The following is an 18,830-nucleotide window of genomic DNA, read 5'->3' as shown; positions in this document are numbered from 1 at the left end:
GCGGAGAATTTCCCGATCAGCCCATGACAGTTTTGGATCGTCCATCTTCACCACGAGAATGCCTTGGTCATGGAAGGCATTCTTCTTGATGGCCTCGTAGTCGACTGTGCTTGCGAAGTTCAGCGACGATCGCAGGCCAGACATCAGGCGGCCCAGCGCCGGAGCTCGGCGTTCCATTCATCGGCAAAGGCGCAATCTTCGTATCCCGGCATCGTCGGGATTCCGTCCGTGAAATGCACCACATCCGGATCGATTTCATCGCTCGAATGGCCAACCAACCAGTTCCACGAGGCGTCCAACTCGCCGATGTCCTTATCATCAAGCCAACAGAAGGCGTGCAAGTCGCGACCTGGTGCCGAATTGATTAGATCCAGCGTCAACCTAGAATTCGCAGGATGGTCCACATTGAATGCGCAGAACGACGACCAATTTTTTCGCGAATATCTTGATTGTATTTGGCCATCCATCTTGATGCGCTCCGTCGGCTGGAAGTTGTGCTTCACAACCATCACGGCTTTCGACGGATCGAGAAGTTTGAACAAGCGCTCGACATTCGAGCGGACCAGCATGTCGCAGTCCATGAAGATCGCCCAGCCGCTGCCAGCCAGATGAGGCGCAAGGAAGCGCGAAATCGAAAACTCCGTCGCACATGCGGCACCGGAGATGTCATCCCACAAGCGTCCCTCGCGGATGCTGGTCGGGCGAGTATAGAGACCTTTCGCCTGGAGGTTTGCGAGCACCAGACCTCGGATAGGAACTGGTGTGATCAAATTGCGTCTCAAGGAATTCTTGGTGACCGCAAAGGCGGCGGCTTCACGAGGATCGAAGCCGATATAAAAGGCATGCTTGGGCTTCACTGGTCTTTCCTCTTGCCCTTGTGATGGGCGGTGCATTCATGCAGACGTGTGGACGGCCAGGCGTGACCGCGGGCACCGGTCGGATTGAGATCTTGAACTTTCAGTTCCGGCTCGCTCTCGAGCGCTCGATCCCAGACGTAGGCGGAGTGCCACTCTTTGAGTTTGAAGACCGAGTCGTTCAGGTAGAAATCGGCGAACAGGCGGAGCACGCGCCGCGTTTCCCTACCCAATCGCATGGCGTAGAAGCCGATCTCCGTGTGTCTGCCCGGCCGGCGGATGCAGGCCACGTCGGCACCGTCGAGTAGCGAATCCACCCAGTTATCCGGCACCTTGCCCATTGTTTCGGTATCGGCATCGAACCAGACGAAGATGTCGCCGTCGACAAGCCCCTCGATCCCGGGGATCGGTGCCAGCGCCTGCGGCATCCACTTCACAGCGTCGTGACGCCAAGAATAGCCGTTCTCATTGGTCTTCGTGCCTGGCGGGGCCCTGTGGCCCATGGCGGTCATGTCGCTGCTCCAGCGGTCCATGAACGCCCGGTAGCCGGCAATCAGTTCCAGAGGCGCCTGTTTGCCGCGCGGCAGGCCAATGAAGCGGTCAGTCACCACCACCAGTTCAACATCAGATGGCCAGTAGTCCGCGAACGTCTGCGCGAACTTTCGGCCATAGCGCTCCCATGCCGTCCCCCAGCAGAGACTGCAGACCCGAACCGTCATCAATGATCCTTTGGCTAGTGGAGGCCGCCATGCATCCGGATGATCGTCCCGGAGATGTACGGCTGGAAATAAAGCAGTGTCCTCGCCATCGCGGCGACTTCGCTCGCCTCGAGGAAGCGTCTCTTCGGATGCTCTTCACGCCGGCGGATGAGGTTTTCCACATCGGTCCGTGACGTCGTCATGCGGCAGTCGCCGATGATGCCAGGCGAGATCGCCACCAGCTGCTGCAGCTGCGAGAGGCGCTTCTTTTCCACGTAAGCATGCAGCAATTCCTTGGCTGATGCGTAGTTCTCGTCGAACGAGCCGCGGTAACCGCTTTCCGACCCAATGACGCAGACCCTCGCCAGTACGTTGGTGGCAAAGATCAGATCGCAGGCCCGCACGATCGAGGCGAAATTGACTTCGATGCCTTCCCTGATCTCGGCATCGGTCTGGTCCTCGATCCGCTTCGGCCGGAGCAGGCCCTGGCAGAACAGATATCGTTCCGCCCCAAGCGGGAAATTCGGTTCCATCGGCTTGCCGTGCACGATCTCTTCGTTCGACCGAAGCAGCCGGCGGAACTCCTCGGCGATGGCACTGCGCCATCCGGTGATGACGATGGTCACGGATCAATAATCAGATCGAAATCGTACTTGAGAAGCCACTCGGTCTTCCCATGAATTTCGATCCCGAAACGATGCATGCTGTCTTCGGGCACAGACTTGATGACGCCCTCGCCAGCTTTCAGCCAAACACGATCAAACTGATCGAGAAGATCCGGCACTTTGACCCGGTCGCCGATCTCCGGCACATATATCGTTCTGGTCTCCACCTTCATTGCGCGATCATCCCCTTGATGATCCTTTCCGCCTGGACGACGGCATCGATCTTTCCCGCGCGCACGCGCAGCGCGCGCTCCCCTACCTTGACGACCTCGACCAAGCGGCTGTCGGCGCCGGAAAGCGGCATCGCTCGGATGCTCAAGCGGTAATCTTCCACCTGGTAGAGATCGCGGATCGCTGGATAGAACCCGGCCATGTCGCTGATCATGAACTGTGCCTGGCGCTCCACGTCGGCGGCGCTGAGACCGTCGAGCAGTGCCTTCGCCTCGCCCCAAGTCTTGCAGTCCTTAGAAAACGGCGTCCATTTGGCTGACGACAAGCTCGAGAGTCCGAGATCCTCGTTCCAGACGTACAGCGACGGAAACGGCCCGTCGACGATCGTCACCGATTTGTCGGTCGGCCCCTTCAACAAGACCACGAGGCAGGGCTCGTAGCGATCGACGCCGGCGCTGTCATTGGCGCAGAAGCTACAGTCGATCGTGAAATGGTAGTTCTTGCTGTCCACCTCGCCGATTGGCGTGTTGAAGCGGATCTTCCCGTCCAGAATCTTGGCGAAGTGCGCGCGCGCCGCGTCGACAACGATGTGGCGCTCGCCGAGCATCACGCCACCTTCGACGAAAGTCAGGCCAAACTCGGCCGGATCGTAGAGGGTGATGAACTCGACCTGATCGCGCAGGATCCTCTGGTAGGTGCCGAAGTCGATCAACGAATGGTCGCGCGCGACCGCGTAAATGTTCACCGGGATCGACCGGGTGAGATGGCCATACTCCTTCAGGAATTCAGCCTGATGCTCCTGACAGGCCCGCTGCGTGGCCGACGACCGCGGGTAATGCGGAGCTCCAAGGTGCAGCCTGGCCGGAATGTTGCCGGAGGCACCGTTGAAGATGCGGCCGCTGCTCTCGTGAATCTCGACGTCATGGCCTGCGGCAATCAGCGCGGCGCTTAAATGACATCCGAACCAGCCGGCGCCGAGAACGCGAATTTTCATATGGAGAATCGCTCGACGAAAACGTCGTCGCCACGCTTCTCGCGAACCGACAGGACGACTTCGATGTCCTTCTCGCGTTTGATCGCCGTCATCCAGCGCGCCGCATTCCAGCCGAACGGATGCAGATCCGGTTTCTGAAACACCTTTTTCTTCACCGGCGCGATCTTCTCGGCGATGTAGAGCGCCTTGTTCGACAGCGAATAGAGCCTGTCGACCACCCACGGCAGGTCGATGACCGGAATCGAGCCAAGGACGTGCGTGCAGATCACCAGATCGAACTTGCCTACCGGTTCCGCGGCGAATGGCGGATAGGCCGGGTCATACTTGGTGACTTTGATGCCCCAGTATTCCTCGATCGTCATGCCAACCGGGATCGATCCGATCGGATCGGCATTGCGCCAGGAATATTGCTCGCCCTTGCCGGCTCCGTAATCGAGAATCGTCTGACAGCCGAGCCGATCGATGATTTCCTTGATGAACGGCGCGTGCGGCCGCAGAAACTTGCCGGAATAGGTCTTGTGCGCGGCATGGTGACGCTTGGCGTCGTCCAGCGCCGCCAGATACTGGGTGCTCGGCTTCATGCTCATCCGTAAATCTGCGGGCGAATGATCTGCCACGCTTCACCGGCGGCGAACTCACTCATCGTCCATTGCTGGTACGCGAGGTTGGCCAGCCACTGGTTCCGTTCCTTGCGCTTCACCATCAATGGCGACTCGAGATCGGCCATTTCAGTCGAGGAAATCGGCTTCGCCACCGCATCCCCGAGCACAATGCACGGGATGCCTGCGAGGACCGCCTCAAAGCATGCGTTCGAACCATGGGTGACGACGGCATGGGCACCGTCGAGCACTTGGTCGATGGTTTCGCCGGTCCCGTAGGAGAACCTGGTGCCCTTGATCGCAACAGCCTCTTTCCAACTGGGCTTCGGCCTGTAGACGATTGGCCTGTCGCTGACCTCACGAATGTGCCTCACAAGGCTTTCGGCGTATGTCGTCGGGTCCGGCAGCCCATAGAAGGCATTGTACTTGGCCGACGATCCGGCGATGACGATATGACCGCCAATGGTCCGCCACGGATTGACGGTCAGGCGAAGCCTCTGCAGGCGATCCGACGGCCGCGGCACCTTCATCAGGTATCGGGTCGGGTGATGGCCGTCGACAGCGACGCGCCAGTATTCCCAGATCTTGATCGGACCGCCAGCGCTGCCGCGGACATAGCCTTTATCAAGCATCACGGTGTGGATGCCGGCATGCCAGTTCGCCTGGAATAGTTCCTTGCTCTTGACCCCGACCATGACGGCCACTTCGCAATCCGAAGCGACTTGCACCTCATCGGTGAGAAGCCGGACCACCGCTTCATCGCCGTGCTCGATCACGCCGCGCGCGAAAGCATCAGCAAGCAGGCCCTCGCGAGGCTTCGATGATCTGAAGAAGCAGACCTTCAATTCAGGAGTCCTTCTTCCTTAAGGTGACGCCAAGCGACGCCGTCTGTCATTTCCTGCACGTTGAACTGGCACCACGAGATATCTCTCATGAGTTGCTCGCGATCACCGTGACGACGCGGCTCCTCGATCCTCGAGAGGTCGTACAGCGCGAGCGGCGAAGCGACGCCTTCGATGCAGAAGGCTGGCACGCCGGCGATCAACCCGTCGATCGAGACGTTGGAGTGATGCGTGACCACCGCATGGCAGTCGACCAGCATCTTGCGGACGTCTTCCCTTGTCTGCTGAAACTCGGCACCGGCTATCGGCCGCGCGCCAAGCCAACTCGGCTTTGCCCTGTAGATGATCCGGCGATCGGTATACCGGCGCAGTTCCGCGACAGCCCAGCGCTCCCACTCTTCCGGGGCGAACCCGTCGACGATTGCCCCCTTGTCACTCGTGCCAGCGACCAAGATGTGGCGACCGGCCGTCCATTCCTTGAACTCGAGCCCGAACTGGGCGAGACGGCTTCCATCATGCCGCTTGGACTGGAAATAGGCCGTCGGATGCCGATTGTTCACCGACACCTTGTGGAAGCCGGTCCAGCGACCAAGATCCTTGCGGCCCCAATAGCCGAGATCCACATAGACCACCGGCAGTCCTGCTGCCCGATAGCCCTTAAACACGGCTTGCAGAGTCTCATCGAAGCCGTAAAAGACGGCAATGTCGGCATCGGGCGAACGATAGGCCGTCGATGGCATAACGCTCACCATGTCGCCGACTCGGTGAATGCCTTGCGCCATCGCCGCGCCGACGAGCATTGAGCGCTTGTGTGCAGGGATCTGATAGACGGTTACCCGAGAAGCCACTTGAATGGCGTTCCTTCCTCGAGCTCGGCAGTTTCCCACTGAGCCCACGCAAGACTGCGGAGCATCGGCAGGCGGTCGCCGAGAAATGGATTTTCGATGTCGTCGACGCCGCGCTTGGCGGCCGGTCCGCCGATCCATGTCGGCATGTCATGAAAGACCGGGACTCCGGCGACGATCGATTTGATGCCGGCACCGCTCGCCCATGTCACCGCGGCCCACGCGTTCTGCAAATCTGGCCCCGGATCGGTCTTGTCTTTGCCGGGGTGCGGCCGGACCCTGATCGGTCGATCCGTCACCTCTTTCAGGCGACGCACGACGTCGGCGACCCACGTCGATGGCATCGCAATGCCCGGCTCGCCTATACCTCTCTGTGGCAGGATGACGATCTCGTCGCCATTGGAGCGCCACGGGAGCGGTTCGATGCCGAGAGAGGCCCATCGGTCGCCGGCGCCCTCAACCCACGCGCCGGCGCCCAGATGGTGCCCCAGCGCAAGCGCATAGAGCAGGTGCCCGTCCCTATCCTTGCCGATGTAGCCGTTCTCAGCCACCAGCACCCTCGCGCCAGCCTTTTCATATCGGCTGGCGAAGTCGTGATTTCCTCTTGTCCGATTCCAGATGAGCAGAACGTCGTTCGGCTCGGGCCTTTCCTTCGGCGGCCGCCCGACAACATATCCGAGCCGCGCCAGTCCCCTCCGGAATGCATCCCGGTGATAATACGGCGAGTCACTGAACGTGTCGGAAGCAACGCCCGCTATGCCGGCCATTCCGTCTCCAGGTCGACGCGCGGTAGCCAGTCGATCGTGCTCTTGATCGTGGCATTGACGACTGCGATCTTGCGGCGCGCGAACTCGTCCGTCAGGCCGCGCAGATACTTGCGCCAGTTCTCGGTGTTCGAATGCAGGTCCATGCCCGGTCCATGGGGACCGAACCAGTGCGACCGGGCCCCGTCATCCGAATAGTCGAAGGCGACGACCACAATCCGGCGAGCGCCGAGTTTTGCGGCCAGGTGCACGCCCTGAAAGCCGCCATTGCTACCGCTGCGAATACAGCCAGGGGTCTCATCGTACCCGGAAAGGCCGGTATTCTTCAGCGTCCGGACGTCGTGATAGCCGGTGATCTCGAGCGACGTCTTCAAGCCGCGGAAGGCAGGCACGCCCTTATGCAGGTTCCACCAGCGCTTGTCGGACGCATGGAGGATATCGGCGAACCAGCATGGATAGATCGCATCGTTGATGGCGATGACGCGGATCTTGTCCGCGGCGCGCGCCATGCCGATCCTGCGGACCTGGCTGAGCGTCAGGGATGGACCACCGGCGACGATAACGACCGGCCGATCGTCAAAGGGCGCGATCGGAAGGCAGGGAGATTGCACGGATCAGAATTCGACCGTCTCGCCGTCGGCGAACGTGATCGACTTCACCTCGCGACGATTGCCGGTCTTAGGGTCTGCGATGAAGAAACGTGGCGCGCCGGTGATATTCAGATGATCGGCGAACAACTCGAGATTCAGACGGATTGGATCCTCTGGTCCGAATCGCGGAACTTCGACTGATGTGATCCCCGGGATCTCGCGACCGGACTCAACATCGAACACCTTGGTGCCGACACCGATGCCGGTATCCGGAGTGACCATCTTGACGAGCCGGTGAGCCATGCGTTCTCCGAAAAAGGAAAACGGCGGCCCAATGGACCGCCGAAAGATTGCTTACTCGGCGGTGCCGAAGGTCTTCTTGATGAACGCGATGATCGGCGCGCGGAAGTACCAGGCGACCGCACCGACGGCTGCGAGAACGATAAGATCTGCGAGCATGCTGTCTCTCCCTTGTTGGAAATGGTGCCGTAGCCCATCGTCCCGCCAGTGGCGTTCTGATGTCTACTACGGTCTTGAAGAACTAAGCCGGGGAGCTTGAAGGGCGCTTGGCGACCAACAGAGGCCAGACCCGGCTGGGAATTGATGGCCGCGAGAGCCGGTGCTGTGTTTGCCGGCGAGCCTCTCCGGATACGTTCGGCGTTTCGCTCGCCGCAGGCTCAATCTCGCGGACCAAATGCGGGAATCATCCCGCGTGAACCGGCCAGAGGCGCGGTTGCACTGTAGCGCGCTGGTCAGTCGCGCAATCTGCTATTGGTGGTCGGATTTGCTCAAGGCTTGCTTCAAGACGTCGGTTATTCCGCGCGCCTCGCGATCGGAAATGCCATCACCATGGGGCGCGGCGCATGCGGCGAGCATGAGAAGGATGAGGAGATATCTCATGGCCAAGATCTTTTGGTTCCCGCTCATGGGCTCGAACCACGATTCACGCCTTCAAAGGGCGGTGTCCTACCATTAGACGAAGCGGGAATGGTCGCCGCGGTAGGATTCGAACCCACAACCCTCAGAGTCGAAATCTGATGCTCTATCCAGTTGAGCCACGCGGCGGTGATGGTTACCGGCGCCGCTGTTGCTGGAGAGCGTTCATGGGTTTGATTCCGTCTTGGACATGAATCCATCTTTCGCGGCTCTTATGACTCGCATTCTGCAAAAGACACAACAGGTAGTCTTTCAGATTTTTGTGAACACAATTTCTGGTATATGGCGAAACCCAAACAGCGCCAAGCGTTCTTACGAAATTCGAAGTTTTTTCACGCTGCCTGGCGCTCAGTTCTTTCGAAATTGACCGCCAGAATCATCAAAAACCCTTGGCACTGTTGACGTTATGCGCCTTTCCGTGCTTTGAAATCGACGTTTTTCAACAGGAAGGCAGTTCCATGGCTACATCAGTCAACTTTTCAATCATGAGCATCGCCGAGATCGACGAGGTGATCAGGCAGGCCGAGGCAGCGAAACTCGTCCCAACCGGTATCCGCGCCATTTCTCTAATCACCAGTTTGAAGGAAGCCATCAAGGGAATCCGAGAGATCGACGAGAGCATCCTCGGTGAAGTGCTGGGCCCGATCGCTCCGCAGGCCATGCCGAAAGAGGCAACGACGGCTCGGAAATATGGCCTCTCCGAAACCCAGGTGAAGAATGCCAAGGACAAGGCGATCAAGGCGATCGCCGGGCTCTAGCCTCGCGCCGCCGCCAGAGCGTCTTCAACAACTTTGACCGTTGATGGTCGCACATCGTGCACCTCATCAATGTCAAAGATGACACGCTCCAGCGCTGCCACGAGCGCATCATGAGCGTTGACGATGCGGACAGCCTCATCGCGATCTTCGGTGCGCATGAACTTTGCAACGATGTTGCATTGTGGCGAGCCGACGGGGCCGTTGCCGTTGCGAACGATCAGCGATTCTTCTGCTTCACGTTCGGATCGCCAGTCGTTGCTCATGGTGTCGAATTTCGGCTGATGCACATATCGACTTGCTTGCCATCTCGTCATCCCGTCACCTCCATCATTGGCCAATAGATGGCCTCTAGTCCAGAATGCGTCTCGCCGTCGCGAGCGCGCTGAATATGATCCACCAGACCAGAAAGTTGCGTCGCTCCTTTGGTGTCATGGTCATTTGAAGGCTGATCGACAGATCCCCGTCGGTCGGCCATTTCGCCGATTGCTCTGATTGAGTCTCGGTCGAGAATTGCGATACGTCGGCTATCGGCGTGAAGTCGTCGCCATTGCCGATGAACATCTTGCCTTTGCCCATAAAGGTTGCCATCAGACTGCCTCTGCCGCCGGAATCGTCACTTCAATCTCACTCGGATTGAGTTCGAAACTGTCAATTACCAACTCATGGCGGCAGGTCGCACAGACCTCTCGGATGAATGATTTCTTGATCATGTAGAGGCCGTTTTCACCCTGCGACATGGCAAAATCAATGTGTCGGCCGGATGAGAACTCACCCATGAGCAATCCTCGGCCCTCATTGTCGAGAAGAGCCTCAACGCTCAATTCCATCGGATCCGGCAGACAGTAATATCGATGATCTAGCCGATCTATTTGCTCAAGGGATGCGAACGAGACGCTCCTCGCCATATTCACCGTCAAGCTGGTCGACTTGCCGAGAAGACGCCAGACGTCGTTGACCTTCATGAAGACGTCGCCGACATCATGATCCGGAAAGGGCAATGCCGGTACAGCCACCGCCTCGACTGCGGCAATCACTGGCATGCCGACCGCGGCGACGCCGGCGGCCGCCATGAGGCCTTTGAGGAAGTTGCGGCGGGATAGGTCAGTCATGGACGAGCCCTACAATATGGATCTCCATTTCCGGGCCTCGCTTGAGTTTGCGGTAAAGGCTGGGTTCACCATCCGTATCCTCGACCGGCTTGCGCTCGACCGTCATAATTGCGCTCCTCAGTCTGGTGGCTTTCCCTCCAGTTTCAACAACCTCCACGATCTTGGCCTCATCGTCGAAGGTAATGGTGATCGTATGTTTCACTCTGCCGTCTCCTTATCCGTCCGTCGTCGCATCAACGACGTACCATTCCTCATCCGTGACGACGACACCATACAGAACGGACCCGATCCACCAGTCTTTCGGATGGTTCGACCCGTCGATGTTGTATGAGCCAGTTGGGCACTGGTTCGCCAGGTCGACGCGGCAAATCCGGCGCCACTTGCCTTCATAGTTGATCATCAAGTCGTGAAAGTAGCTGATACCGCGCTTCTTCCCGCCCGAGTTCGGGATTACCGTCCCCGACCATGGGTCGAGACGCTTTTCCATCTTGAATTCGGCTTGATTCATGATCTCGACGGCGCGCGGCTTCTCGATGAACTTTCCGTTCATCGCCTCGGCAAGCTCTTCCTTTTGCCGCCGGACAGAGCTTGCCATCTGCGCCTGCCATTGCTGGTCGTTGTATTTCCGCAGATGCGCCGAAATCTCCTTCGCCCTCAGCCTCTCGTCATCAACGAAGAAATCGGATGTCGTCTCACGGAGAAAGACCTCTGCCGCAGTCACCCATTGCAGAATCGGGTGCAGAGATTCGTTGGCCAGGTTGCGCCTCGCATCCTTGACGTATGTTTCCAAGATGCTTTTGTGATCGACGGCATTCAAGCGACCGCACCACATTCCGACGTCGGCATTCCACCAATACTGCGGTTTGCCTGCATCCTCGCCGCGCTCGATGCTGGCCCCCAATCCATGCGGAACCACCCGTTGGCGGTCCTCATCCCAACGCGACCACGTCTCGTGATCGCCGCCTTCATGGTCGACGTTCGGCAGGAAGCGAACCTTGAGCATCGGTGTGATGATGCTCACCTTGGCCTCACCGTCGAAAGTGGAAGTCAACCGCTTGGCTGGCGTCCCGTCGGGCAGGATGATCTCCTCAATGGTCATGGTGCCGGAAACACATATGGCGGATTCTCTGCCTCGAACCTCGCCTTTTGCGCCATCGCCTCTTCGCGGTCGCGCTTCAGCTTTTCCTTCTTGGCGACCTCCTTCAGGATATAACTCTCCGCTTTGACTTGAGAGCCAAACGGTTTGACGAACTGGCCCCAATATGGGAAATCTGCGTCATCGTCATGCCAACCATAGATCTCCACCTGAAATTTGCCGTCTACACAGGGCACGACCCTATATTGCCCACAAATCCCAGGGTCGCAGCAGTCGCTCATCATTTCACCTTCTTGTGGCCAACGCCACGGATCCACCACCAATAATACCCGAAGCTTTTCAGCAGATAGGGATTAGGGTTCCATCCAATACGAATGAACGGACGTCCCCAGAAACCGAGGATCGAAAGTCTTCCAATTCTGAAATCGAATAGGTCGTTCACGGGACATCACACTGCGCGGCCGCGCGCGCCCAGAGCGTTGCGTCACCTTCCTTCAGCACATCGAGCAGCCGCAGTTTCTCATGCCGGTAGACGCGCCAGAAATCCGGATCGCGCTGTTTGATGGTAAGCGTGTTGTCGATCAGATCGGCCAGCTTGATCGTCTTCGCGGCCGACGGCGCCTTGGCGGTATGCGCCAGGTCGATAGCCTTCCGAGCGGCGCGGTTGCCGTCCAGCGGCAAAGAGACGTCAGTCAACCAGGACACAAGAGTCACTACCTCGCGCCCGAATTCTTGGAGGATTTTGTTCAAGGTGATTGGAGTGTCTTCCACGACGTCGTGCAGGTATGCCGCGGCGATCATTTCCGGCGTATGCGGAACCGACCGGACGATCTCAGCGACCGCTATTGGATGCTCGATGTACGGTTGATTTGTATATTTTCTGCGCTGGTCGATCGAGGCGTGCGCTGCGGTCGCGAAGGCGAGCGCCCTCTCCTCTAGCGCCTCGCCATATCGGCATGGATAGTTGGCTTGCCATTCGATCATTTCCGCATCCTCGCATTCCGCGTCAGCGCGTTGCAGTCAGTCTTGTTCATCGGACCGAGTCCGATGCAGGTAATCGTCGGCTCGCCGAAGACGGTCCGGCCGGCGTCCTCGACAACCGCAAATGGAACGCCCCTCGCCTTTGCCTTCGCCATAATGAGCGCTATCGCATCCAGATCATCGACTTCCATGCTCAACTTCATCTGGAGACCGGCCATATAGGAAGTGGCCACCTCGCCGCCGCCGTGAACCAGCAATGCCACCGCATGGCCGAACTGGACCTCCCCCTTGCCGCGCGGAATGTCGATGTCGGCGCGGAAAATGACGGCGATCCGCAATTCATCGGTTGAACTGGTCATCTCGCACCTAACACTTCATCCCGATATGAACTTGCCACGAAGTCGTCGATCCAGGCCAGATCCGGCTCTGCTGGCAACGTTGAAGCTGCCGCCGCAGCCTCAACGCGCTCGAGAAGGTACTCGATCTCTGCCGCCACAACCTGGTACGGCAGGAGTCCCCGCTTGATCTCGAGCACATGGGCAGCATTCGGCAATGGAAAGGTCACGAAACCGGTCAGGAGGAGCTCGATTGCTTGGTTTCCGACGCGCACGGCATGTGAGAGCGCCTTCCAGTCGACTCCTTGGTTGCTCTCAGCCATCAGCGCGCGCTTGCCGTACTCGTCGACCACGCGTTGCATGATGTCGTGCGCATTCCTGATCGACGCCGTGTACGGCATTTTCCGGTTGCATACTTCCCAGAGCAGGACTCTCTGCCCGTGAGGCGTCGTATCCTCGACAAGACTCATGTGGTCGTGCTTGACCATCAACGATCTGATGTCGGGATCCAGTCCGCCGAGTTTGTCCGTCGCCGAAAGAGCCGCCTTCAACAATGCCAATGCCGCCCGGGCCGCGGCGACACGCGAGCCGCGTATCCCATATTTGGCTGCCTGCTGCTTGGCATAGCCGATGAACGCCGCGGACTTCCTCGTCAGCAACCGATCGCGGTTGTCGAGAATCTCTTGCCAGTGCCAGGACGGATCGTCCGTCATCGCCCATTCTGGTGCGAACAGGACGTCCAGCGCCACCGTCTGCCCTTCGGCAAGTAGTCCAAGGAAGCGCTGGAGGCTGAACCTCTCCTCCTCGACCTCGCCGGCGTAGTTCTTCTCACGCTCCGCCTTTGGGCGCTGGTCGTTGATCGTATTCTTTGCCCGCTGAAGCAGGATAGATCTGCCGTCCGGGATGAACACGCTCTTGAAGTCGAGATCCGATTGTGGAGTCGACGTCCCATAGAGATGCGAGCCGAATTTGATGCGGACGATCTGCCTCATGCAACGTCACGCTTCCATGCCTGCCCTTCGTGGAAGGCCTTTACTTCCACTTCCGCCACCTGAAAGTTGAGTCCCTGATCGATGAATGGCTGCACCTCATCCTTTGCAGACTTGAGATCGAGGAAAACTTTATACGGGCGGTGATACTCGCAAGCGAGGTAGTAGGTCTCGATCATGTTGCCTCCATCATCCTCAACGTCTCAGCATAGGCTGTCACCACGGCGAGACAGAGCGCGATCGCCACATTCCCCGGCGGCCGGCGGTCAATGTCGATGCCGACATCCCAGATGCTGCGCGGCGCCGGCTTGCCGTATTCTTTCAACAGCCGCTCGCCATGCGTCGGGCAGTTGAAATCCGGAACAACCCACGCATCATCGGAGACGCAGCACGTCCCGATCTTCCAGGCAAAGCCCGGCAGGATTCGCTCGAGCAACTTCACCGCGGCGTTGAGGTCGCTGGTGAAGGCTGGACAGATTGGCATCCCGTTCCGCATGGCCGCCAATGAAATATTGAACGGTCGCGGCTCGGGCCAAAGAGCGCCGAGTTCGCGATCGATATCCCGGTCAGGCGCTTCAAGCTGCTCGAGTCGTGCAATCAGATCTTCGATCATGCTGCCCCCGAAAGCTTCTTGAAAGCACGCGAGACGGCATCCACGGCCTGCCCCTTGCTGATATTGCCGCCGTCGCCGGTATAATAGCTGTCCCAGACGCGGATCTCCTCGGCTGCAGCACCTACCAGCTTAGATGCGAGTTCCATTTGCCGCTCCGCGATTCGCTCCTCCATTGAGGCGACAGTCGCGGCAGATACGATGCCAATCGTGGCGCGGATCGTCTCGGTCATGGTGCCTTCGTCTGGCTTGTCCTTGGTGAAAGTGATGTGGCCACTTCTAAAGATGAGATCGACAAGATCGTGAGCCAGCGATTTGCGCACATACTCTTCATATTCCAGTTCATAGGAGCGAACGACCGCCTGGCCGCTCACCTTCATGACGGCCACCCTGTCCTCCGATGTCGTTGGAGCGCATTCAGGGCACGGATATTGCCGGCTTATTTCTTCGGCGACCGCCGGCGGTGCGTCGGCGCGATATGCTTGTAAAGATCTGTACAGCGGAACCCTGATGGTGCGCTGCCCTCGGCAAACTGGACACGGCTCAGTCTCACTCATCTTGTCCTCCATACCCCGAGAGCGCGGCACGGCCGGATTCGGTCAATGCCAAGCGATATTCGGAAACCCACACGACTAATCCGAGATCGACAAGTCGCCGCGCTGGGTTGTAGGCTTCGCTGCACCGGTCGTCACCGTTGGCAATCTCGACTAGCAGCTGCTTCTGAGCCTTCGTCAGCCTCATTCCCCGCCCTCCTGCAATGCATGGCCCGCCACATTGCGCGCAAAGCGGCTGAGATGATCGGGGCCATAGCCGTCGCGGATCGTCTCCAGCGCCTCCCTGTACCGCTTCTCTGCCTCTCTGAGGCGGGAGAGTTCGTCTAGGAGGGCGTCGATATTGTTGGTGGTGCATGCGGCGCGAAACTCCATGAGCGCTTCATGGCAGCGGTCATCGGTGACTGGATATTTCCGGAAGGCGGCGATTGCCTCCCCAAGATTTTCCTCAATGCGCTCTATGTCCATCACCGCTTCTCCTCGGAAGAGAGAGGCGCGGCGGCGATCATGGCGCGATAGGCGTCAGCAATATCGTCTGCCTCCGAACCGTCCAGGGGCACCTCAGATAGACCAGCCTCAATCATTTCCGGTGTCGGCTCGCGCGGCACTAGCACCATCTCCGCCACTCCTGGCTCTTGGGATAGGGCTGCGGCGATCTTGGCTTTGACGCCGGCAACGTAGTCATCATCGGCGCGGCACGCCGTCATTGTCTCGGCAAGGTCACAAAGTTTGAGCGCTTCCTGTAGCGCCTCGGTGATGCGGTCAGTCATCCAGGCCTCCTGAGGTGAGGGCGCGGGCGCGGCGGATATCGCTTGCCTTAAGCCGCCATACGCATGTCGAACCGTCTTCGTGCCGAAGCGCGTCTAGTTCCTCGGAGAGTGCGGCGAAGGGCTCCAGCGCCTTCCTCGCCTCCTCCAGCTTGCGGCGGAGGTCTGAGGCTTCGGCCTCGGAGGTGGTGGCGCGGGCTGCATTTGCCATGTCGCTCTTGGCGGCTTCCTCGTAACCGGCCTTGTAGTCTGCTAAGTCAAGTTCCACCTCCACCAGCCGTGCAGAGAGGAGCATGATGGCGGTGGCAGCTTCGCGCAGATCGGGCGCCGCGCCTTCCCAGCCATCGGTATTTTCGCAGTCCACTGCCAGCGCCTCAAGCAGTCGCGGCAGTCCCTCTGTCGGTGCCACCGCCTGTGCGGGGGTGGCGTAGAGGGGAGTTATCGGCCTACCCGCTTTCGCCCAAGCGTTGGCTGTGTCCTGTTCTGTCGTGATGGCCGGAGCTTCAAGATCAGCCCAAGCCACAGGTTTGCTTTTGGTCATAGCGATTTCCCCGCATAGAGGGGGATCTCTTGAAGATCGCGAAGGCCGGCCGCTTTCTGGCTGTGGTCCGCAACGCGCCAATTCGTCCACTCGCCATCCAGTTTCCAGCGGTAGCGCCAAGCCACCGGCTCCGCCGCTCCTGATGGTGAGGAGGAGGCGAGGGCGGCGTTAAGCTTGTCGGCGCACTCAAGATAGCCGTGCTTCCGCAAAGCCCATAAAGCGAAGTCGATGGTGCTCTGGTCCGCCAGATCGCGTGTGGGCCGTACCGGCTCGCTTGAGCCTTGTTCGGGGATGGCGCGAACGACGCCGTTGAAATCGGGCCCGAAATGGGTCTTCACTTCTGACATTCAAACACTCCGTTCTCCGCTCGCGCATCAGGGCATTCGCCGCGCCAATAGGCTTCATAATCTTCCGGCGACACGCAGATTTCTTTTCCGATCGTCTCATCGAGGACTAGGAACGAGCAGTCAGGCAACTGCGCCTCAATCGCAGCCCGGTCGTAGTGAATGAACACAGCGCTGAGGATAAACCCGACAATGAGCGCGACCGACCGCCAGAGCCATTTCTTCATTTTGCCAACACCGCGCTTCTCGACGACCAAGCCGGCAGAAAAGGATACCTGAGCGCCGCCATCCAGCACCTCAGTTTGAAACCGGTGGCGTCGTTGTACCCCTGCCCTTCCCTCAGTTGCTCATGGAATCGGATCCGGCCTGCCTGGGTGATCCGGTCAAGACCGGCCAGTTCCAGTTTCCGCTGCATATCGCGGTCAGTCTTGTAGCCGGCGTCGAGCCAGCCCGGCTCATCGATCGCCACATAGGGCAACTTCAGCAAGCCGCCGAACGCGCGCTCGAGCCGGTCATGGACTTCGTTTTCGGCCGCCTCAATCTCGGCAAGAGGCGGCACCAGCTCGGCATTCAGTGGCGCCAAGCGCTGATCCGAGATCATGCGCTCTGGCGGCTTGGTCAGATGCGATTCGATAAGATCCTCAATGGCGTCGATCAGTTCGTCCTCCGTCATCCTCTCGAAGGACGGACCGGCAAGCGCAAGCGCGGCGTCAATCTCAGCTAGTTCATCTTTCGCCCCGCCAACATCGTAGACGGCGACAAGATATTCGATATGCCTCTTGGCGGTCCTCAGCGCCTCGGCCATGGTTGCCTCCATGGTCGACAGACAATCCTCCGTCGTCTCCGGCCGGAACCGCGGTCCTTTGTAGGCGACATGCGGATAGCAGGTCGTGTCGACCGCATAGCCGGCGGCCTTGGCTTGTTCGATGGTCAGCATTAACCAGCCTTCCTTTCTGGTCGCACAAGGTGCCTCTTTTTCTTAGTCCAAACGATGACCTCTTTGTCACCCCTCTTTGGTTCGGCGGAATCAATGGCAGCATTGATCTGCCACATGATCGGATTTTCCACCGCGGCACCGAGATTGACGAGGTGCTCTCTAGCCAGTTTCAGAGCCTCGACCATTGAGTCATGCGCATTGACCGCCCTCATCGCCAATTGGTAGTTCGGTTCTGATAGGACACGGCAGTCGACAGAGAATGGTCTACCACCCGCCATCAGCCGATCATCGCCGGCAGGGATAAAGACGGCCGTGGTTTCGGTCCATGGTGCAGGAGTGTGCTGATGTTCGCTCATTTATGCCATCTCAATATGGAAGGGAGGTCGCACGCCGGTGCAATTCGCCTCGGCAGCCTCGAGAGCGGCCAGGATGCGGCCATCTGGGTTCCCCAAGGCCCCGTGCAGCCGGCCAAGCGCATATCGCGCCCCTGAGCCCACCGCAGCGTGGGAGGCGAACTCGGCGACCGAATAGTCGGAACTGATCTTGAACAGACGGCCGCCGTGCCCGATGAGCAGTTCGTCGATATCCTTGCCCGAGAGTTCCTTCAATTTGTCGACGACATTCAGGACGAGATGCTGCAACACATCCTTTCCAGTCGGCTTGGCCAGCGCCGTATATTGCATCAGCTGGCCGACTCGGTAGGATCCGGTGAAGCCGATGACATAGACACCATTCCTGAACACCTTCCGATTGGTTCGGATTTCAATGTTCTCGCCGGCGCTGGCCGCACTGTCGGCGCCGATGTAGACCTTGCCATTGTCGATCAGTCCGACCACGCAGGTCATTGGCCGAGAACCTCCAGAATTTCCGCAGCCGCGATGCATATGACGCCGATCACCAACAGCACCCCAGCCCTTAATTCGGACCCACCTGCCAAGATGGAGATGATGGCGACAGCTGTGGTGATTGTGGAAATGATAGTGTATCGTGCCGATCTCTTCACTTGATCCCCCCCTTCCATGCCGCTCTGATCAGCGCGATACCGACCGCCACCCCGGCCATCACAATTCCGATGCATGCGGCGTATATCGCCGCATCGAAAAGGAGCGCGCTTGCCGCCTCTTCCGTCATCACTCCACCTCCAAAGCACAATGCAGGCCGCATTCGACGTCGTATTCATCGACGGGATCGTCAGTGATTAGCATCGGCGTCCGCTGGACGTATTCGACGATATCGCTGACGCTCTCGCGCATGGCGAATGTCTTGCCGAGCGCGGATTCCTCGTTGATCCACCACAATGGCACATCAGGATTGTCTCGAGCGATGCGCTCGCGGATCGCGCGACGCTCGAGCTCGGTCTTCAGCTTTTCGGCTTCGGTCTGCATTGCGTTCTCCTCTAAGCGAACACGCCGAGCGAGATCAGCGTGGCTACATCAATGCCCACACCAAGGGCGATCAGCGCCCACAGAATGGCCTTGTCGAGCCAGCGCCAATGGTCGGGGATGTGATCCTGGCCGACGGTCGTGCGGTAGTAGCGGGGATGGGTCATCACACTGCCCTGCTCTCCCAAGGGAATACCGCTTCCATCTGGTTCGGATACAGCGCCCGGCACATCGCCCGGATCGATGGCGGAGCTCCTTCGCGCTGATAGTTCACCACCGACCCGACACTCACACCCAAAGCCTTCGCGGCTGCGCGCCCGGTGTAGTTCATGGCCGAAAGCCATCGCTTGAACTCGGCCGCAGACATCGAAACTGGCTCGACAGCGGCGTTAGACCGGGTTTTGTTCAATGAATGAATATCCAACCGCTAGGGCATTAGTGTTCACAGGCGGACACTAATACGCCGATCAAA

At 59.0% G+C, this 18,830-nt stretch carries 37 protein-coding genes and 2 tRNA genes; 1 reads left to right on the top strand and 38 read right to left on the bottom strand.

The genetic code is table 11. The features are described from left to right. Positions 1–143: 143 nt before the first annotated feature. The 13 genes from EJ071_RS19810 to EJ071_RS19750 form a co-directional block, all read right to left on the bottom strand. Positions 144–857: a hypothetical protein gene (locus tag EJ071_RS19810; protein ID WP_126099377.1), complete on the bottom strand. Its 714-nt coding sequence runs from the start codon at positions 855–857 to the stop codon at positions 144–146. After that, entirely contained in the window at positions 854–1,573 is a 720-nt protein-coding gene (locus EJ071_RS19805; RefSeq protein WP_126099376.1) for a hypothetical protein, read from the bottom strand. The genes EJ071_RS19810 and EJ071_RS19805 overlap by 4 nt, the downstream gene beginning before the upstream one ends. A gap of 14 nt (positions 1,574–1,587) precedes the next feature. Continuing rightward, positions 1,588–2,178, bottom strand: a complete 591-nt coding sequence (locus tag EJ071_RS19800; RefSeq protein ID WP_126099375.1) for an SDR family oxidoreductase — start codon at positions 2,176–2,178, stop codon at positions 1,588–1,590. Beyond that, on the bottom strand, positions 2,175–2,390 hold the full coding sequence (locus EJ071_RS19795) for a hypothetical protein (protein ID WP_126099374.1): 216 nt from the start codon (positions 2,388–2,390) through the stop codon (positions 2,175–2,177). Before EJ071_RS19795 ends, EJ071_RS19800 begins: the two co-directional genes overlap by 4 nt. Then, a complete protein-coding gene (locus EJ071_RS19790) occupies positions 2,387–3,382 on the bottom strand; it encodes a hypothetical protein (RefSeq protein ID WP_126099373.1) in 996 nt (331 codons plus the stop codon). Before EJ071_RS19790 ends, EJ071_RS19795 begins: the two co-directional genes overlap by 4 nt. After that, entirely contained in the window at positions 3,379–3,969 is a 591-nt protein-coding gene (locus EJ071_RS19785; protein WP_126099372.1) for a methyltransferase domain-containing protein, read from the bottom strand. Before EJ071_RS19785 ends, EJ071_RS19790 begins: the two co-directional genes overlap by 4 nt. After that, on the bottom strand, positions 3,966–4,757 hold the full coding sequence (locus EJ071_RS19780) for a hypothetical protein (protein ID WP_126099371.1): 792 nt from the start codon (positions 4,755–4,757) through the stop codon (positions 3,966–3,968). The genes EJ071_RS19785 and EJ071_RS19780 overlap by 4 nt, the downstream gene beginning before the upstream one ends. Before the next feature lie 65 nt (positions 4,758–4,822). Beyond that, entirely contained in the window at positions 4,823–5,623 is an 801-nt protein-coding gene (locus EJ071_RS19775) for a hypothetical protein (protein WP_126099370.1), read from the bottom strand. A gap of 32 nt (positions 5,624–5,655) precedes the next feature. Next, positions 5,656–6,435: a hypothetical protein gene (locus EJ071_RS19770; protein ID WP_126099369.1), complete on the bottom strand. Its 780-nt coding sequence runs from the start codon at positions 6,433–6,435 to the stop codon at positions 5,656–5,658. Continuing rightward, positions 6,423–7,043, bottom strand: coding sequence for a hypothetical protein (locus EJ071_RS19765; RefSeq protein ID WP_126099368.1), 621 nt, complete (start codon positions 7,041–7,043; stop codon positions 6,423–6,425). Before EJ071_RS19765 ends, EJ071_RS19770 begins: the two co-directional genes overlap by 13 nt. 3 nt (positions 7,044–7,046) lie before the next feature. Next, complete coding sequence (locus EJ071_RS19760; protein ID WP_126099367.1) at positions 7,047–7,325, bottom strand: hypothetical protein; 279 nt, start codon at positions 7,323–7,325, stop codon at positions 7,047–7,049. Between the two features lie 610 nt (positions 7,326–7,935). After that, a tRNA-Gln gene (locus EJ071_RS19755) sits at positions 7,936–8,009 on the bottom strand. A 1-nt stretch (position 8,010) separates the two neighbouring features. After that, positions 8,011–8,087, bottom strand: a tRNA-Arg gene (locus tag EJ071_RS19750). Between the two features lie 260 nt (positions 8,088–8,347). Between EJ071_RS19750 and EJ071_RS19745 the strand changes: the two genes are divergently transcribed. After that, entirely contained in the window at positions 8,348–8,716 is a 369-nt protein-coding gene (locus tag EJ071_RS19745; protein WP_126099366.1) for a hypothetical protein, read from the top strand. Here EJ071_RS19745 and EJ071_RS19740 read toward each other — a convergent pair. The 25 genes from EJ071_RS19740 to EJ071_RS19630 form a co-directional block, all read right to left on the bottom strand. Further along, positions 8,713–9,030, bottom strand: coding sequence for a hypothetical protein (locus tag EJ071_RS19740; protein ID WP_126099365.1), 318 nt, complete (start codon positions 9,028–9,030; stop codon positions 8,713–8,715). The genes EJ071_RS19745 and EJ071_RS19740 overlap by 4 nt on opposite strands. 34 nt (positions 9,031–9,064) lie before the next feature. Next, on the bottom strand, positions 9,065–9,292 hold the full coding sequence (locus EJ071_RS19735) for a hypothetical protein (RefSeq protein WP_126099364.1): 228 nt from the start codon (positions 9,290–9,292) through the stop codon (positions 9,065–9,067). An 11-nt stretch (positions 9,293–9,303) separates the two neighbouring features. Further along, on the bottom strand, positions 9,304–9,825 hold the full coding sequence (locus EJ071_RS19730; protein ID WP_126099363.1) for a twin-arginine translocation signal domain-containing protein: 522 nt from the start codon (positions 9,823–9,825) through the stop codon (positions 9,304–9,306). Beyond that, entirely contained in the window at positions 9,818–10,027 is a 210-nt protein-coding gene (locus tag EJ071_RS19725; protein ID WP_126099362.1) for a hypothetical protein, read from the bottom strand. The genes EJ071_RS19730 and EJ071_RS19725 overlap by 8 nt, the downstream gene beginning before the upstream one ends. Positions 10,028–10,039: 12 nt before the next feature. After that, the gene (locus tag EJ071_RS19720) at positions 10,040–10,924 is read right to left on the bottom strand and encodes a hypothetical protein (RefSeq protein ID WP_126099361.1); all 885 of its coding nucleotides are present in this window, start codon (positions 10,922–10,924) and stop codon (positions 10,040–10,042) included. After that, complete coding sequence (locus EJ071_RS19715; protein WP_126099360.1) at positions 10,921–11,205, bottom strand: hypothetical protein; 285 nt, start codon at positions 11,203–11,205, stop codon at positions 10,921–10,923. The genes EJ071_RS19720 and EJ071_RS19715 overlap by 4 nt, the downstream gene beginning before the upstream one ends. Before the next feature lie 154 nt (positions 11,206–11,359). Continuing rightward, a complete protein-coding gene (locus EJ071_RS19710; RefSeq protein WP_126099359.1) occupies positions 11,360–11,905 on the bottom strand; it encodes an HD domain-containing protein in 546 nt (181 codons plus the stop codon). Then, positions 11,902–12,261: an aminoacyl-tRNA hydrolase gene (locus EJ071_RS19705; protein ID WP_126099358.1), complete on the bottom strand. Its 360-nt coding sequence runs from the start codon at positions 12,259–12,261 to the stop codon at positions 11,902–11,904. Before EJ071_RS19705 ends, EJ071_RS19710 begins: the two co-directional genes overlap by 4 nt. Next, positions 12,258–13,229, bottom strand: a complete 972-nt coding sequence (locus EJ071_RS19700; RefSeq protein ID WP_126099357.1) for a nucleotidyltransferase domain-containing protein — start codon at positions 13,227–13,229, stop codon at positions 12,258–12,260. Before EJ071_RS19700 ends, EJ071_RS19705 begins: the two co-directional genes overlap by 4 nt. Beyond that, complete coding sequence (locus EJ071_RS19695; protein ID WP_126099356.1) at positions 13,226–13,405, bottom strand: hypothetical protein; 180 nt, start codon at positions 13,403–13,405, stop codon at positions 13,226–13,228. The genes EJ071_RS19700 and EJ071_RS19695 overlap by 4 nt, the downstream gene beginning before the upstream one ends. Continuing rightward, positions 13,402–13,839: a hypothetical protein gene (locus EJ071_RS19690; RefSeq protein ID WP_126099355.1), complete on the bottom strand. Its 438-nt coding sequence runs from the start codon at positions 13,837–13,839 to the stop codon at positions 13,402–13,404. Before EJ071_RS19690 ends, EJ071_RS19695 begins: the two co-directional genes overlap by 4 nt. After that, on the bottom strand, positions 13,836–14,225 hold the full coding sequence (locus tag EJ071_RS19685; RefSeq protein ID WP_126099354.1) for a hypothetical protein: 390 nt from the start codon (positions 14,223–14,225) through the stop codon (positions 13,836–13,838). Before EJ071_RS19685 ends, EJ071_RS19690 begins: the two co-directional genes overlap by 4 nt. A 160-nt stretch (positions 14,226–14,385) precedes the next feature. After that, positions 14,386–14,577, bottom strand: a complete 192-nt coding sequence (locus EJ071_RS19680) for a hypothetical protein (protein WP_126099353.1) — start codon at positions 14,575–14,577, stop codon at positions 14,386–14,388. Then, the gene (locus EJ071_RS19675; RefSeq protein WP_126099352.1) at positions 14,574–14,855 is read right to left on the bottom strand and encodes a hypothetical protein; all 282 of its coding nucleotides are present in this window, start codon (positions 14,853–14,855) and stop codon (positions 14,574–14,576) included. Before EJ071_RS19675 ends, EJ071_RS19680 begins: the two co-directional genes overlap by 4 nt. Next, positions 14,855–15,157, bottom strand: a complete 303-nt coding sequence (locus EJ071_RS19670) for a hypothetical protein (protein ID WP_126099351.1) — start codon at positions 15,155–15,157, stop codon at positions 14,855–14,857. The genes EJ071_RS19675 and EJ071_RS19670 overlap by 1 nt, the downstream gene beginning before the upstream one ends. Continuing rightward, on the bottom strand, positions 15,150–15,695 hold the full coding sequence (locus EJ071_RS19665) for a hypothetical protein (RefSeq protein WP_126099350.1): 546 nt from the start codon (positions 15,693–15,695) through the stop codon (positions 15,150–15,152). Before EJ071_RS19665 ends, EJ071_RS19670 begins: the two co-directional genes overlap by 8 nt. After that, the gene (locus EJ071_RS19660) at positions 15,692–16,042 is read right to left on the bottom strand and encodes a hypothetical protein (protein ID WP_126099349.1); all 351 of its coding nucleotides are present in this window, start codon (positions 16,040–16,042) and stop codon (positions 15,692–15,694) included. Before EJ071_RS19660 ends, EJ071_RS19665 begins: the two co-directional genes overlap by 4 nt. Beyond that, positions 16,030–16,266 carry a hypothetical protein gene (locus tag EJ071_RS19655; protein WP_126099348.1) on the bottom strand — a complete coding sequence of 79 codons (237 nt, stop codon included), beginning with the start codon at positions 16,264–16,266 and terminating at the stop codon, positions 16,030–16,032. The genes EJ071_RS19660 and EJ071_RS19655 overlap by 13 nt, the downstream gene beginning before the upstream one ends. Next, positions 16,263–16,844 carry a hypothetical protein gene (locus EJ071_RS19650; protein ID WP_126099347.1) on the bottom strand — a complete coding sequence of 194 codons (582 nt, stop codon included), beginning with the start codon at positions 16,842–16,844 and terminating at the stop codon, positions 16,263–16,265. The genes EJ071_RS19655 and EJ071_RS19650 overlap by 4 nt, the downstream gene beginning before the upstream one ends. A 131-nt stretch (positions 16,845–16,975) precedes the next feature. Next, the gene (locus EJ071_RS19645) at positions 16,976–17,332 is read right to left on the bottom strand and encodes a hypothetical protein (RefSeq protein ID WP_126099346.1); all 357 of its coding nucleotides are present in this window, start codon (positions 17,330–17,332) and stop codon (positions 16,976–16,978) included. Next, positions 17,333–17,821 (bottom strand): hypothetical protein, encoded by a 489-nt coding sequence (locus EJ071_RS19640; RefSeq protein WP_145965079.1) that lies wholly within the window; start codon positions 17,819–17,821, stop codon positions 17,333–17,335. It abuts the gene before it with no gap. A 154-nt stretch (positions 17,822–17,975) separates the two neighbouring features. Next, complete coding sequence (locus tag EJ071_RS40070; protein ID WP_281058873.1) at positions 17,976–18,107, bottom strand: hypothetical protein; 132 nt, start codon at positions 18,105–18,107, stop codon at positions 17,976–17,978. Next, positions 18,107–18,361, bottom strand: coding sequence for a hypothetical protein (locus EJ071_RS19635; protein ID WP_126099344.1), 255 nt, complete (start codon positions 18,359–18,361; stop codon positions 18,107–18,109). The genes EJ071_RS40070 and EJ071_RS19635 overlap by 1 nt, the downstream gene beginning before the upstream one ends. 11 nt (positions 18,362–18,372) lie before the next feature. Further along, entirely contained in the window at positions 18,373–18,528 is a 156-nt protein-coding gene (locus EJ071_RS38605) for a hypothetical protein (RefSeq protein ID WP_189521123.1), read from the bottom strand. Then, positions 18,525–18,725, bottom strand: coding sequence for a helix-turn-helix transcriptional regulator (locus tag EJ071_RS19630; RefSeq protein WP_126099343.1), 201 nt, complete (start codon positions 18,723–18,725; stop codon positions 18,525–18,527). The genes EJ071_RS38605 and EJ071_RS19630 overlap by 4 nt, the downstream gene beginning before the upstream one ends. Positions 18,726–18,830: the final 105 nt, after the last annotated feature.

Source organism: Mesorhizobium sp. M1B.F.Ca.ET.045.04.1.1 (assembly GCF_003952465.1).
Taxonomy (GTDB): domain Bacteria; phylum Pseudomonadota; class Alphaproteobacteria; order Rhizobiales; family Rhizobiaceae; genus Mesorhizobium; species Mesorhizobium shonense.
The sequence above is the reverse complement of the archived record's forward strand: the minus strand, read 5'-3'. Positions and strand labels throughout refer to the sequence as shown.